Here is a 13,690-nt window from a genome sequence, read left to right on the forward strand (position 1 = left end):
TACACCGCACACTAATCTTGAAGGGGAGAAGATGGTTTCCCCTGAGAAGCTTCAAGGTCGGCGAATTTATCAGCCTTATTTATCAGTGACTAACGAAAATTAATCACCGTTACGACAAAAAAAATTTATGCTTAGAAAGCTCGCGAACGATAAAGCCAGCGAAATTAGCTGGCTTTATCGATAAGATTTTCTAAGTCAAAGTTAACGGCGTATTAAGCTTTTTCAGGGATGGCTTCCAGCAGGGCAACCATTTGGTCCCAGAAAAGAGACACAGTATCAATTTTTACTTTTTCATCCGGAGAATGAGGAAACTTGATGGTTGGGCCAAACGACACCATATCCATCGTTGGGTAGGGCTCTTTAAATAGGCCACATTCAAGACCAGCATGGATAACCATGATGTTAGGCTTGTGTCCATAGATGCCTTGATACATATCACGGAAAATTGCCATGATTTCCGAGTCTGCATCAGGTTTCCAACCAGGGTATGCGCCCGAGAACTCGATGTGTGCGCCAGCAAGCTCAGCCACTGAAGTCAGCATTCCTTCAACTTGTTGGCGACCAGAGTCAATCAATGAGCGAACAAGGCAAAGTACGTTGATCGTATCCTTGTCTGTAGTGATCACACCAACATTCAAAGACGTTTCTACGACACCTTCGATTTCATCACTCATGCGAATGACACCGTTAGGGCAGGCATTCATTGCGGCGATAAAGCGTTGCTGATCCGCGATAGAAATCACCTGCTCATCGCTCTCGATCGCGTGGTTGAAAGAGACAATCTCTGTCTCGACCTTGCCAAGTTCTGATTGGAGTAGCGAAGTATAGAGCTCAAAGAGTTGTGCCAGCTTAGTTTCGTTTTCTGCTGGGATGGCAACCGTAACAAAGGCTTCACGTGGGATGGCGTTTCGTAGGCTGCCGCCTCGGAATTCGATCAAGCGCAGATCGAGCTCTTGAGCATGGCTTGCTAAAAATCGTGCGACTAATTTGTTGGCATTACCGCGACCGGTATGGATATCACAACCTGAGTGGCCGCCTTTCAAACCTTTCAGGATCAACTGACGAGCCACAAAGCCCGCAGGTAGTGGCTCACGTGTGATTGTAAAGGATATTTTCCCATCAATACCACCAGCACAACCCATGTAGACTTCGCCTTCTTGCTCTGAGTCAGTGTTAAGTAGAATATCACCGTCTAGCCAACCTGCCTCAAGACCAAAAGCGCCAGTCATGCCTGCTTCTTCATCAATGGTCAACAACACTTCGATAGGGCCATGTTTGATCTCTTTCGATGCCAGAACCGCAAGACAAGATGCCATGCCAATGCCGTTATCTGCCCCAAGTGTGGTGCCTTTTGCCGTTACCCATTCACCATCAATATAGGGTTGGATTGGATCTTTAGCGAAGTCATGGTCGGTGTCTTCGTTCTTCTGTGGCACCATATCGATATGGGCTTGAAGCACGACAGCTTTTTTCTTTTCCATTCCTGGCGTTGCTGGCTTTTTGATAAACACATTACCAGTGGGATCTCGACGAACGTTAAGGTTTTGCTCGGTTGCCCAGTGGACGATGTATTGCGCTAACGCTTCTTCATGCTTTGAAGGGTGTGGAATAGAACAGATCTTATCGAAAAACTGCCATAATGAAGCGGGTGATAAGTTGCTAATTTCAGAATGGAATTCAGACACGGATGACTCCTTTAAAATAATAATGCCAGATCATGACGAGGTAATATTGTCTATAGATAGAACAAAAACCCGCAGATGGCCTATTGATGAGAGAAGAGAAGAATAGCATTCACCGCGAGTTGGGTGTAGTAAAAGCACTGAGTAAATCTCGAGTCATTATCACAGAACCGATAATCACATCATGAGCCAATCCTGTTAATAGGCGTAAGTCGTGTCGAAACAGCCTATGAATAATTGATATTCTTGTAATTAAATTACATGACAGGTCTATTTTTAGCCTATTTATGAATTTTTTGTGACCTTTATCACTTTAATGGTTGTAATAAAATTTCTATGAGGTATATTAGTAACCAACTTCGATAGCGAAGAAAAAATGCTCAAAGGATGAGTCCGATTTGTCGCCTCCAGGGAACCGAGAAATCAATGTATTTAATCTGTTTTAATTGATTTAGAAGGTGATAGTTATGAAAGGTTTACCAAGTGCAGCATTTTGGTTAAACAGCTCTGTTTATACCAGCAGCTTTACTTACCCAACAAGCTTCGGTTACTAACCCATAAGCTTGTCTCGAACAGTTTTGTTCACCCCCTATTATTGGAATTTATTTACAGCGTTTATTTGCTGACATGATTCAACCGCCACTCAAATTGAGTGGCGTTTTTTTATCTCGATATCCCCCCTCAATTTACTGCTAGTTTCTCCAAACTGGCCTTATTGTGCGAATAATATTCGTATAAGCACCTATCAGCTTTGATTGAACGAGCGCTAGCAGCGCTGAAAGTTTAAAACACAGTGCAAAAAAACATCATTTGAATAGTAACTTTAATTACACATTTACTTGTTGAAAAATAAGATAAAATGATATTTATACCACGCCGTTATATGTTTGAATATTTCATTTATAAATAGAAATATTGATTAGAGTCATAATTCTATCTGGAATTTACTATTTGATGACTTTATAATTCGCGCCAATCGATTACGCAACCGTTTACTTTTTACCCTTTAGGATTTGATCATGTTCGAAAAACTGTTCAAGCTCAGTGAACACGGTACTAACGTCAAAACTGAGATCATCGCAGGTATTACCACCTTCCTGACGATGGCTTATATCATCTTTGTTAATCCTGCGATGCTGGCAGACGCTGGAATGGACAAAGGTTCGGTATTTGTCGCTACCTGTCTTGCTGCAGCGATTGGCTGTTTCATTATGGGCTTTGTTGCTAACTACCCAATTGCACTGGCACCAGGTATGGGGCTAAATGCCTTCTTCACTTACGGAGTTGTGCTAGGAATGGGGCACACTTGGCAAGTCGCACTGGGGGCGGTGTTTGTCTCAGGTCTCATCTTTATGGCGCTGAGTGTCTTTAAGGTTCGCGAATGGATCATTAACTCAATCCCGATGTCATTGCGTACTGGGATCTCGGCTGGTATTGGTCTTTTCCTTGCGTTTATCGGCTTGCAAAACTCAGGCATTGTGGTGGACAACCCAGCAACCTTGGTTGGCCTTGGTCATATTACAGGTCTTCAACCAGCCTTGGCGGCATTGGGCTTTTTCCTCACCATTGGTCTAGTATACCGAGGCGTACGTGGTGCCGTGATGATTGCTATTTTGATCATCACAGCGCTAGGTTTGATGCTGGGTGATGTTCAATGGGGTGGTGTGATGTCGACGCCACCAAGTATTGCTCCAACCTTGATGCAAATGAACATCGCAGATGTGTTTGAAGTGGGTATGATTTCTGTCGTGTTTGCTTTCCTATTTGTCGACCTGTTTGATACGGCTGGCACTTTAGTAGGCGTTGCAACAAAAGCGGATTTGATTAAAGAAGACGGCAAATTACCTCGTTTGAGTAAAGCGTTGCTGGCTGACTCTACTGCCACATCTGTCGGAGCTATGTTAGGCACTTCAAGTACGACTTCATATGTAGAATCTACTGCGGGTGTTGCTGCTGGAGGGCGCACAGGCCTGACTGCGGTTGTGGTGGGTGTGCTATTCCTATTAGCCTTATTCTTCTCGCCATTGGCAGGAATGATTCCAGCTTATGCTACTGCTGGTGCGCTGTTCTACGTCGCCATTTTGATGATGTCAGGCCTGGTGAGCATTGATTGGCGCGATTTAACAGAAGCGGCTCCTGTCGTGGTCACTTGTTTACTGATGCCATTGACTTACTCGATTGCTGAAGGTATTGCGCTTGGCTTTATCTCTTATGCGGCAATCAAACTGCTAAGCGGTAAAGGTCGTCAGGTATCGATCAGTGTTTGGGTACTCTCGGCAGTATTCATCATTAAATACTTGGTGGTGTAACCCCGCTTTGTAGTGATGCCGAATCATATTTTCGAGCACTATCGCCATAATCATGTGACGGTTATGGCGATATTTTTATCCCAAATAAATTCGCCATTGGTATTGTAGAGCGGCTGCGTTAAAATAATCGTTTGCGTAGCTTTTCCCCTCACTTGCTCTAGGCAATCGTCAGTGTGTATTGGCGTTATTTTGGGGTTGCAGACTTTATCAATTATTAGGTTATTACAATGGCAAAGAAATTCATTATCACTTGGGATCAAATGCACGCATTTTGTCGCGAATTGGCAGAAAAACAGATGCCAGCAGAACAATGGAAAGGTATTTGGGCTGTGAGCCGTGGCGGTCTCGTTCCTGGTGCCATTCTTGCGCGTGAACTCGGCATTCGTCATGTCGATACGATTTGTATCTCCAGTTACGATCATGATCATCAGCGTGATATGACGGTAGTGAAAGCACCAGAGGGTGATGGTGAAGGTTTTCTTATCGTTGAAGACCTAGTCGACAGCGGTGACACGGCGCGAAAATTGCGCGAAATGTACCCTAAAGCGAAACTGATTGCCGTTTGTGCTAAGCCTGCAGGTATGGAGTTACTCGATGACTATGTTGTCGATATCGCACAAGATACCTGGATTGAGCAGCCGTGGGATATGTCCATCCAGTACGTTGAGCCAATTAATCGCAAACAAAAGTAATTGATTGAGCAACAAAGCAACGATTTCTTGATAAATGACCCTTTATTGGGTCATTTTTTTTATTACTATTTATCAAACCCCATTATTTAGGTCGTATCCATGTCCGAGGAAGTAAGCAAAAATCTCTCTGAAACTCTGTTTGTTAAACATAAGCAGGCGAAAGAGACCTCTGCTTTGACTCAATATATGCCAACCAGTCAGACGTTTTTAGAGCAAAAACAGCAGCAAGATGGCTACCGATGGTATCGCAACTTGCGTCGTATGCAGTGGGCATGGCAGGGGCTTGATCCGATAGAGATTGAATCAGTATTGGCAAAGATTGCTGCCTCAAAACACTCTCGTACCAATGAGCAGTGGCTCGACACAGTGATGGGCTATCACAGTGGAAATTGGACCTATGAATGGACCAAGCTGGGTATGTTACATCAAAAACGTTCGAATGAATTTAAGGGCGAACAGGCCGCTGACGAAATGTTTAACGCATCACTTTGTTTTAGTATCGCGGGCTATCCACATTTAAAAAATGATAACTTGGCTATTCAAGCGCAGGTATTGGCCAGTAGCGCTTATAGTGAAGCGGCGAAAAAAACCAAGTACACCATTAAACGTTTAGAGATCCCTTACCAGAACAAGCACATTGTTGCGCACTTGCATCTGACCAAAACCGATAAGCCTCAACCTGTGGTCATCGTAACGGCGGGGCTAGATAGTTTGCAAACTGATTTGTGGAGTTTGTTTCGTGATCACTTGGCGAAAAAAGATATCGCGATGCTGACCGTCGACATGCCATCAATCGGTCATAATGTTCATTGGAATCTAACGGAAGATACATCGCGCTTACATCAGGCTGTGCTAAATGAACTGTATAACATTCCTTGGGTTGACCACCATAAAGTCGGCCTGATTGGCTTTCGTTTTGGTGGCAATACCATGGTGCGCCTCTCATTTATGGACCCGGATAAAGTCAAAGCATGTGTGTCATTAGGTGCACCTATCCATGAGGTGCTGTCGTCGCCAGAAAAGCTCAAACAGATGCCCAAAATGTATCTTGATGTCTTAGCATCTCGGTTGGGAAAATCGGTGGTTGATATTCATAGCTTGGCTGGACAATTGATGGCTTGGTCATTAAAAGTTCAGGGAATTTTATCCAATCGTAAAACTCGTGTGCCGATTCTGGCCATGAGTTTAGAGAATGATCCCATCTCGCCATTTAGTGATAACCAAATGGTCGCGTTGTTTAGTGATTATGGTAAAGCGAAGAAAATCAGTGCAAAAACAATTACACAAGGGTATGAGCAATCCCTCGATTTAGCGATAAAGTGGTTGGAAGATGAGCTAATGAGATGACATTTCTGCTAATTTAGATGACACTTATTTAAACGTACTACCCAAACTATCAGGTCCTGGGTTACGTACAACAATAAGTCAATGAATATGGAGATTCATTATGTCTGAGCAGATCAAAAGTCCTACCCATTACCGTTTGTTATCAACGCTAAGGGCCATTGGCCCTTATTTACGCGAATCACAAAGCCAAGAAGGCGACTACCTTTTCGATTGTTTATCGGTGTGCGTTAATGATAAAAAATCACCCGAACAACGTGAGTTTTGGGGTTGGTGGTTAGAATTAACCGCTAACGAGCAAGGTTTTGAAGCTCGTTACCGTTCCGGTCTGTATGATGTGACGGGAGACTGGAAAGACAAAGCCTTACCCAAAAAAGCACTCGCCGATGTGACTCGTACTCAAGAAGTGTTCCACCAAAAGCTGATAGATACCTTGAAAAAAGAATTTGATATTGCGGTGGTCATGCATGAAGAATCGGTTGAATTCGTCTAGATTTTCCAGCTTATAGTTGTTATTCCCCAAAAAGGCGCTTTTTAGCGCCTTTTCTACTTGTGAATTTGTTAGTTGATTGCTAAAACATCAGGTCTAATCAATCTTTGGCGCCAATGTATGGCAAATAAGATCGTGACGATTTTTAATTTTTCATAGTAGAAAGGCAATGAATCAAGAAAGTGGAAAAGCACCACAGTTACAGACCGTGGTCGTTAAACTCGGTACGAGTGTTTTAACCGGTGGCACTTTAGCGTTAGACCGAGCTCACATGGTTGAGTTAGTTCGCCAGTGTGCAGAACTGAACAAGCAAGGTCACTCTGTGGTGATGGTTTCGTCTGGCGCAATTGCGGCAGGCCGAGAGCACCTAGACTACCCCGCATTGCCCAACTCTATGGCAAGCAAACAATTATTGGCGGCTGTTGGCCAAAGCCAGTTGATTCAAGTATGGGAATCTTTGTTTGCGATTTATGGGCTCAAAATTGGCCAAATGTTGCTAACGCGTGCTGATCTTGAAGATCGTGAACGTTTCCTTAATGCGCGAGATACCATTAATGCTTTGGTTGGCAACGGCATCATCCCGATCGTCAATGAAAACGATGCGGTGGCAACCAGTGAAATCAAAGTGGGTGACAACGATAACTTGTCCGCATTAGTCGGTATTTTGTGTGGTGCAGACAAGCTACTGCTGCTGACCGATCAAAAAGGCTTATTTACCGCCGACCCACGTAAAGACCCTAATGCTGAGCTGATCAAAGAAGTCAAAACCATTGACGACACTCTGCGTAAAATTGCTGGTGGCAGTGGTACTACGCTGGGTACGGGCGGAATGGCGACTAAGTTGCAAGCGGCAGACATCGCACGTCGTGCAGGGATCGAAGTGATTATTGCCGCAGGCAGCGCGCCGAATGTGGTGTTTGATTCTCTTAGCGATAGCCCGCAAGGCACTCGTTTCCTACCGTGCGAAGAAGCGCTTGAAAATCGTAAGCGCTGGATTCTTGCCGGGCCAGCGGCATCGGGAGACATCATGATCGACGATGGTGCGGTCAATGCCGTTGTCGCGAAAGGCAGTAGCTTGCTAGCAAAAGGCGTTGTTCACGTTGGTGGTCAATTCGCCCGCGGGGATGTGGTGCGAGTCACTAATCGCCACGGCAAGCTGATCGCTCGTGGTATTGCAAGCTACTCAAGTCATGATATGGCCAGAATCGTCGGCAAACACAGTAAAGACATTATTGGAATATTAGGTTATGACTACGGCAATCAAGTGCTGCATCGTGATGATATGGTCGTAATTCAGGAATAAAGGACAATATACATGCAATTGATTTCTATGGGTAAAGCAGCGAAAGAAGCGGCTTTCCAATTAGCAACGGCATCAACGGCGCAAAAGAACCAAGCTCTGGCCATTATTGCCGATGAACTTGAAGCTAATGCCGAGACAATTTTGGCCGCTAACGGCAAAGACATTGAGAATGGTCGTAAAGCAGGTTTAACTGATGCCCTGTTAGATCGACTGCTGCTTAATAAATTGCGCTTAACGGACATTGCCAATGATGTGCGTAATGTTATTAGCCTTAATGACCCGGTGGGCAGTGAGCTTGACAGTAAGGTGCTTGAAAATGGAATGTCGCTTTCACGTCGCCGAGTGCCGCTTGGCGTAGTTGGGGTGATTTATGAAGCGCGACCAAATGTCACCATTGATATTGCTGCTTTGTGTCTAAAAACCGGTAACGCGAGTATTCTCCGTGGTGGTAAAGAGACCTTTTTCTCCAATATGGAATTGGTCAAAGTGATTCAATCCGCGTTGGCAAAAGCGGAGTTACCTGCCGCGTCGGTGCAATACATTGAAAAGCCAGATCGTGAACTGGTTTCTCAACTGCTTAAGTTGGACGATTATGTTGACATGATCATTCCACGAGGTGGCGCAGGCCTGCACAAAATGTGCAAAGAAAACAGTACTATTCCTGTGATTATTGGTGGGTTTGGTATCAGCCACATCTTTGTCGATGACAGCGCAAATCTAGAGAAATCACTCGATGTGGTCGAAAACGCCAAAGTGCAGCGTCCTTCGGCATGTAACTCGCTAGATACACTGCTAGTGCATGAGAAAGTGGCCGCCGAGTTTTTATCGCTTATCGTTGAGCGTATGAATGATAAAGTTAGCTTCGTGGCAGAACCAAAAGCGCAAGCGTTGATGTCAGCAGCAACACAACTTCGTCAAGCGGGAGATGGAGATTTTGATACCGAATGGCTTGCTTACACTTTAGGCGTCAAGGTGGTTGCGGATGTGAAAGAAGCCATTGACCATATGCGCGTACACAACGCCAGTCATTCAGATGCGATCATGACCGATAGTTTAGAAAATGCCGAGTTATTTATTAACTCAGCGGGTTCTGCCGCGGTGTATGTCAATGCATCAACCCGTTTTACCGACGGTGCTCAATTTGGCCTTGGTGCTGAAGTTGCGGTATCAACCCAGAAACTGCATGCACGTGGACCAATGGGGCTTGAAGAGCTCACTAGCTACAAATGGGTCGGTAAAGCAAACTACTTGCCGCGTAGTTAACAGATCTGGTTAAACATTGATTGAAAAGGGGGCTATCTAGCCCCTTTTGCTTTTCTTAGCTTTAGTTAATCCGGTAAACTATCCGGCATAGTTTAGGAGGTGATATGCATTGTCCTTTTTGTTCTGAAAACGACACCAAAGTGATCGACTCGCGTTTGGTTGCCGACGGCCATCAAGTCCGCCGTCGTCGGCAATGTTTAGCGTGCAGCGAGCGCTTTACGACATTTGAAACCGCTGAATTGGTGATGCCAAGAGTGATTAAATCCAATGGCAACCGAGAGCCTTTCAATGAAGATAAAATGGTTGGTGGTCTGCAGCGTGCGTTAGAGAAACGCCCGGTCAGCGCCGATGCGGTTGATGTGGCGATCAGCATGATAAAATCACAGCTTCGTGCGACGGGTGAACGTGAAGTGTCGAGCGAAATGATTGGTAACTTAGTTATGGATCAACTCAAAGAGCTCGATAAAGTGGCGTACATTCGTTTTGCTTCGGTTTACCGTAGTTTTGAAGATATTCGTGAATTTGGCGAAGAAATCGCAAGACTAGAAGATTAATTGGACAGCGTAATGGTAACCTTTACTGCTACAGATTATCAGATGATGTCGCGGGCTATTGAGCTGGCGAAAGACGGCATCTACACCACGGCGCCAAACCCTAATGTAGGGTGTGTGATTGCCAAAAACAGTGACATTGTCGGTGAAGGCTGCCACTTTCGTGCGGGTGAACCTCATGCTGAAGTGCATGCATTGCGCATGGCGGCGGATCAATCGATCGGCGCAACGGCTTACGTAACATTAGAACCTTGTTCTCACTATGGACGAACCCCACCTTGTGCCGAAGGGTTGATCAAAGCGCGCGTGGCGAAAGTGGTATGTGCGATGCAAGATCCCAACCCCCAAGTTGCTGGGCGCGGCATTCAAATGTTGCGTGATGCCGGAATTGAGGTTGAAGTTGGGCTACTTGAAGATCAGGCTCGGGCACTGAATCCTGCGTTTATCAAACGTATGCAAACCGAGATGCCGTTTGTACAACTAAAAATGGCGGCAAGTCTTGATGGGCAGACCGCACTAGCCAACGGTCAAAGCCAATGGATAACGGGTGCTGAAGCGCGCAAAGATGTCCAAGCTTTTCGTGCGCGCAGTGGCGCCATTTTATCAACCAGCCAAACGGTCATTGACGATGACGCCTCGCTTAACGTGCGTTGGAGTGAACTGCCCAAATATGTGCAAGCACAATACAATCCAATCGATGTGCGTCAACCTAAGCGTGTGATCTTAGATCGTCAAAATAGACTGACATCCGCGCTAAAACTGTTTCACACTCCAGGCGAGCGCGTGATTGTTGCTCCACAGGGTGATATTTTTGCGCCATTGAATAACGATCAACGTATTGATCTTAACGCTCTGTTTTCCACGCTTGCTACTCAACATAACATCAATCACCTTTGGGTTGAGGCTGGTGCAACTCTGGCAAGTAGCTTAATTACTGCTGATTTAGTCGATGAACTGGTGCTTTACTTGGCACCCAAAATCATGGGCAGTGATGGCCGAGGCTTACTCGGTGCACTTGGTTTAGAGGCGATGGAGCAAGTGATTGATCTCGATATTAAAGATATTCGACAAGTGGGGAAAGATATCCGCATTATCGCCACTATTAGCCAAAAAGAATCGTAACTATGTTTACAGGTATTATTCAAGCTGTTGGTAAGCTGGCAGCCATTACGCCAAAAGGCGAAGATATAAGTGTCACGGTTGAGGTCGGTAAACTGGATATGTCCGATGTAAAACTGGGAGACAGCATTGCCACAAATGGTGTCTGCTTGACCGTGGTTGACTATAGCGACAGTCATTACAGTGCAGATTTGTCGTTAGAAACGTTGCAAAAAACGGGCTTTGCTCACTATCAAGTGGGGGATAGCGTCAACTTAGAAAAAGCCATGTTACCCACCACTCGATTTGGCGGACATATCGTGTCTGGTCATGTGGATGGTGTGGGTGAAATCGTTGAGCGCAATAGCGTTGGCCGAGCGATAGAATTTTGGATCGCGATGCCCGCCGAAATCAGTAAATATGTCGCGGAAAAGGGGTCCATAACAGTGGACGGTATTAGCCTGACGGTTAATGCACTGCGTAAAAACGGGTTAAAACTGACGATTGTTCCGCACACCGGAGACGAAACAACCATCGCTGATTTTCATGTTGGCCGTAAGGTCAATCTAGAGGTCGATGTGTTGGCGCGTTATATGGAACGCCTACTGACCAGTCAGTCAGAGCAGCCACAATCAAACCTCACCATGGAATTCTTACAACAAAATGGATTTGCTTAGGTTAGCGATTACCTAACCGACTCGATTCGCCGCAGACGCCAAAAATAGGAAGACAATTATGCCAATTAGTACGCCACAAGAAATTATTGAAGATATTCGTTTGGGTAAAATGGTTATCTTAATGGATGACGAAGACCGAGAGAACGAAGGCGATTTGATCATGGCTGCCGAGCACGTTACACCGGAAGCGATCAACTTTATGGCGATGCATGGGCGTGGTTTGATCTGTCTGACAATGACTAAAGAGCGTTGTGAGCGCCTTGGTTTGCCGCCAATGGTGCAAGATAACAATGCGCAGTACACCACTAATTTTACCGTCTCGATCGAAGCGGCAGAAGGTGTTACCACCGGGATTTCAGCGGCCGATCGTGCGCGCACTGTTCAAGCGGCTGTCGCTAAAGATGCTAAGGCTGCCGATCTTGTGCAGCCAGGTCACATCTTTCCTTTAGCGGCGCAAGAGGGTGGCGTATTAACCCGTGCTGGTCATACCGAAGCCGGCTGTGATTTAGCGCGTTTGGCTGGTTATGAACCGGCCGGCGTTATTGTCGAAATTCTTAACGATGATGGCACCATGGCACGTCGTCCAGACCTCGAAGTCTTTGCTGAAAAGCACAGTATTAAGCTCGGTACGATTGCTGATCTTATCGAGTACCGTAATAATACCGAAACCACGATAGAGCGCGTTGCTGAGTGTCATTTACCGACCGAGTTTGGTGACTTCAACTTAGTGACTTATCGCGACATTATCGATAACCAAATTCACTATGCACTGTGTAAAGGCGAACTGACTAAAGAAACGCCATTGGTGCGCGTTCATTTGCAAGATACGTTTACCGATCTACTCCATAGCGATCGCAACGCAGAGCGCAGTTGGACACTGGACAAAGCAATGCAACGCATCGGCAGTGAAGGGGGGGTCTTGGTGATTTTGGGCAATGAAGAGTCAAGCGAACTGTTGATTCACCGCGTGAAAATGTTTGAAGCGCAAGATAAAGGTCAAGCTCCGACGTTAGCCAAGAAGCAGGGAACATCACGCCGCGTTGGTGTTGGCTCGCAAATTTTGGCCGATCTAGGTGTCCACGATATGCGCTTACTCTCGTCTGCGAACAAAAAGTATCACGCGTTGGGCGGTTTTGGCCTCAATGTGGTGGAATATGTGAGCGACTGATCGTTTCGGCTTAATCGTACCTGAGGGCAAAGGTCACCATCATTTGCTCCTTTGGTTTTCGCTCTGTTGTTAACTCGGTGAGTAATGCTAAATTTCCATTAGATATTGCTCACACAATTGTGCTAGAATCCGGCGGTTCTCACTTGATGAATATAGTTAAAGGAAGGCTTATGAAAGTGATCGAGGGTGGCTTCCCAGCGCCAAACGCAAAAATTGCTATCGTTATTTCTCGTTTCAACAGTTTTATTAACGAAAGTCTATTGTCTGGTGCAATCGATACTTTAAAACGCCATGGTCAAGTTAGCGAAGACAACATTACCGTAGTTCGCTGCCCTGGTGCAGTTGAGTTACCTCTTGTTGCTCAACGTGTCGCGAAAACCGCTAAATACGATGCGATTGTTTCGCTTGGTACAGTAATTCGTGGCGGAACACCACACTTTGACTATGTTTGTAGTGAATGTAATAAAGGTCTTGCACAAGTGTCTCTGGAATACAGCCTTCCAGTTGCGTTCGGTGTACTGACTGTTGATACTATTGATCAAGCTATTGAGCGCGCGGGAACCAAGGCTGGTAATAAAGGTGCAGAGGCTGCACTAAGCGCACTTGAGATGATTAATGTTCTTTCAGAAATCGATTCCTAATGGGGGCCAGTGTGAAACCAGCCGCACGTCGTAATGCACGTCGATTCGCTTTGCAAGCGATCTACTCTTGGCAAATTACTAAAGAAAATGTTGCTACGATTGAAGAGCAATTTTTGTCAGGTGGTAAGTATGATGAAGAAGAACATCATGCTCAAGAACCTGCACTTTCTGCTCCAGACACAGATGTTGCATACTTCCGTGACCTACTAACAGGTGTTGTGCTAAGTCACACAGAGCTAGATTGTAAAATTCGTCCATATACTGCGCGTCCAATGCAAGATTTGGATATGATGGAGCTTGCTCTGTTGCGTCTTGCTATGTATGAAATGACACGTCGCGAAGATGTCCCTTATAAAGTGGTCATCAACGAAGCGATTGAACTTGCTAAAGTCTTCGCTGCAGAAGAGAGCCACAAGTTTATCAATGGTGTGCTAGATAAAGCTGCACCGCACGTACGTAAAAAATAATCGTC

General features: G+C 45.5%; 14 protein-coding genes. 13 read left to right on the forward strand and 1 reads right to left on the reverse strand.

Annotated elements, in window-relative coordinates; genetic code table 11:
* Nucleotides 1-212 precede the first annotated feature (212 nt).
* Nucleotides 213-1,685 (reverse strand): aminoacyl-histidine dipeptidase, encoded by a 1,473-nt coding sequence (locus CDZ87_RS03390; protein WP_100752173.1) that lies wholly within the window; start codon nucleotides 1,683-1,685, stop codon nucleotides 213-215.
* A 464-nt stretch (nucleotides 1,686-2,149) separates the two neighbouring features.
* Here CDZ87_RS03390 and vcdP point away from each other — a divergent pair, with 464 nt between their 5' ends.
* The 13 genes from vcdP to nusB all read left to right on the forward strand — a co-directional run bounded on the left by vcdP (nucleotide 2,150) and on the right by nusB (nucleotide 13,685).
* Nucleotides 2,150-2,236, forward strand: coding sequence for a small protein VcdP (gene vcdP, locus CDZ87_RS17625; RefSeq protein WP_483855390.1), 87 nt, complete (start codon nucleotides 2,150-2,152; stop codon nucleotides 2,234-2,236).
* Between the two features lie 465 nt (nucleotides 2,237-2,701).
* A complete protein-coding gene (locus CDZ87_RS03395; RefSeq protein ID WP_100752174.1) occupies nucleotides 2,702-3,991 on the forward strand; it encodes an NCS2 family permease in 1,290 nt (429 codons plus the stop codon).
* Nucleotides 3,992-4,218: 227 nt separating this feature from the next.
* The gene (gpt, locus tag CDZ87_RS03400; RefSeq protein WP_038174041.1) at nucleotides 4,219-4,683 is read left to right on the forward strand and encodes a xanthine phosphoribosyltransferase; all 465 of its coding nucleotides are present in this window, start codon (nucleotides 4,219-4,221) and stop codon (nucleotides 4,681-4,683) included.
* A 99-nt stretch (nucleotides 4,684-4,782) separates the two neighbouring features.
* A complete protein-coding gene (gene frsA / locus CDZ87_RS03405; RefSeq protein WP_100752175.1) occupies nucleotides 4,783-6,030 on the forward strand; it encodes an esterase FrsA in 1,248 nt (415 codons plus the stop codon).
* A 100-nt stretch (nucleotides 6,031-6,130) separates the two neighbouring features.
* Nucleotides 6,131-6,520, forward strand: coding sequence for a sigma factor-binding protein Crl (gene crl / locus CDZ87_RS03410; RefSeq protein WP_038174039.1), 390 nt, complete (start codon nucleotides 6,131-6,133; stop codon nucleotides 6,518-6,520).
* Nucleotides 6,521-6,686: 166 nt separating this feature from the next.
* Entirely contained in the window at nucleotides 6,687-7,820 is a 1,134-nt protein-coding gene (proB, locus tag CDZ87_RS03415) for a glutamate 5-kinase (protein WP_100752176.1), read from the forward strand.
* Nucleotides 7,821-7,832: 12 nt separating this feature from the next.
* Complete coding sequence (locus CDZ87_RS03420; protein WP_100752177.1) at nucleotides 7,833-9,083, forward strand: glutamate-5-semialdehyde dehydrogenase; 1,251 nt, start codon at nucleotides 7,833-7,835, stop codon at nucleotides 9,081-9,083.
* Between the two features lie 104 nt (nucleotides 9,084-9,187).
* On the forward strand, nucleotides 9,188-9,637 hold the full coding sequence (gene nrdR / locus CDZ87_RS03425) for a transcriptional regulator NrdR (protein WP_038174036.1): 450 nt from the start codon (nucleotides 9,188-9,190) through the stop codon (nucleotides 9,635-9,637).
* A 12-nt stretch (nucleotides 9,638-9,649) separates the two neighbouring features.
* A complete protein-coding gene (ribD, locus tag CDZ87_RS03430) occupies nucleotides 9,650-10,756 on the forward strand; it encodes a bifunctional diaminohydroxyphosphoribosylaminopyrimidine deaminase/5-amino-6-(5-phosphoribosylamino)uracil reductase RibD (protein WP_100752178.1) in 1,107 nt (368 codons plus the stop codon).
* Between the two features lie 2 nt (nucleotides 10,757-10,758).
* Nucleotides 10,759-11,409 (forward strand): riboflavin synthase, encoded by a 651-nt coding sequence (locus tag CDZ87_RS03435; RefSeq protein WP_100752179.1) that lies wholly within the window; start codon nucleotides 10,759-10,761, stop codon nucleotides 11,407-11,409.
* A 58-nt stretch (nucleotides 11,410-11,467) separates the two neighbouring features.
* The gene (gene ribBA / locus CDZ87_RS03440) at nucleotides 11,468-12,577 is read left to right on the forward strand and encodes a bifunctional 3,4-dihydroxy-2-butanone-4-phosphate synthase/GTP cyclohydrolase II (protein WP_100752180.1); all 1,110 of its coding nucleotides are present in this window, start codon (nucleotides 11,468-11,470) and stop codon (nucleotides 12,575-12,577) included.
* Nucleotides 12,578-12,747: 170 nt separating this feature from the next.
* The gene (gene ribH / locus CDZ87_RS03445; protein WP_038174031.1) at nucleotides 12,748-13,218 is read left to right on the forward strand and encodes a 6,7-dimethyl-8-ribityllumazine synthase; all 471 of its coding nucleotides are present in this window, start codon (nucleotides 12,748-12,750) and stop codon (nucleotides 13,216-13,218) included.
* On the forward strand, nucleotides 13,218-13,685 hold the full coding sequence (gene nusB, locus CDZ87_RS03450; protein WP_100752181.1) for a transcription antitermination factor NusB: 468 nt from the start codon (nucleotides 13,218-13,220) through the stop codon (nucleotides 13,683-13,685). The genes ribH and nusB overlap by 1 nt, the downstream gene beginning before the upstream one ends.
* Nucleotides 13,686-13,690: the final 5 nt, after the last annotated feature.

Origin of the sequence: Vibrio salilacus (assembly GCF_002811245.1) — a bacterium.
GTDB classification, from domain to species: Bacteria; Pseudomonadota; Gammaproteobacteria; order Enterobacterales; family Vibrionaceae; genus Vibrio; species Vibrio salilacus.

Excerpts from the sequence above, each read along its gene's own strand:
- proB (WP_100752176.1), top strand. The coding sequence starts at position 6,687 with ATGAATCAAGAAAGTGGAAAAGCACCACAGTTACAGACCGTGGTCGTT.
- nusB (WP_100752181.1), top strand. The coding sequence starts at position 13,218 with ATGGGGGCCAGTGTGAAACCAGCCGCACGTCGTAATGCACGTCGATTC.
- CDZ87_RS03435 (WP_100752179.1), top strand. The coding sequence starts at position 10,759 with ATGTTTACAGGTATTATTCAAGCTGTTGGTAAGCTGGCAGCCATTACG.
- CDZ87_RS03420 (WP_100752177.1), top strand. The coding sequence starts at position 7,833 with ATGCAATTGATTTCTATGGGTAAAGCAGCGAAAGAAGCGGCTTTCCAA.
- CDZ87_RS03395 (WP_100752174.1), top strand. The coding sequence starts at position 2,702 with ATGTTCGAAAAACTGTTCAAGCTCAGTGAACACGGTACTAACGTCAAA.
- ribD (WP_100752178.1), top strand. The coding sequence starts at position 9,650 with ATGGTAACCTTTACTGCTACAGATTATCAGATGATGTCGCGGGCTATT.
- gpt (WP_038174041.1), top strand. The coding sequence starts at position 4,219 with ATGGCAAAGAAATTCATTATCACTTGGGATCAAATGCACGCATTTTGT.
- vcdP (WP_483855390.1), top strand. The coding sequence starts at position 2,150 with ATGAAAGGTTTACCAAGTGCAGCATTTTGGTTAAACAGCTCTGTTTAT.
- frsA (WP_100752175.1), top strand. The coding sequence starts at position 4,783 with ATGTCCGAGGAAGTAAGCAAAAATCTCTCTGAAACTCTGTTTGTTAAA.
- ribH (WP_038174031.1), top strand. The coding sequence starts at position 12,748 with ATGAAAGTGATCGAGGGTGGCTTCCCAGCGCCAAACGCAAAAATTGCT.
- crl (WP_038174039.1), top strand. The coding sequence starts at position 6,131 with ATGTCTGAGCAGATCAAAAGTCCTACCCATTACCGTTTGTTATCAACG.
- ribBA (WP_100752180.1), top strand. The coding sequence starts at position 11,468 with ATGCCAATTAGTACGCCACAAGAAATTATTGAAGATATTCGTTTGGGT.
- nrdR (WP_038174036.1), top strand. The coding sequence starts at position 9,188 with ATGCATTGTCCTTTTTGTTCTGAAAACGACACCAAAGTGATCGACTCG.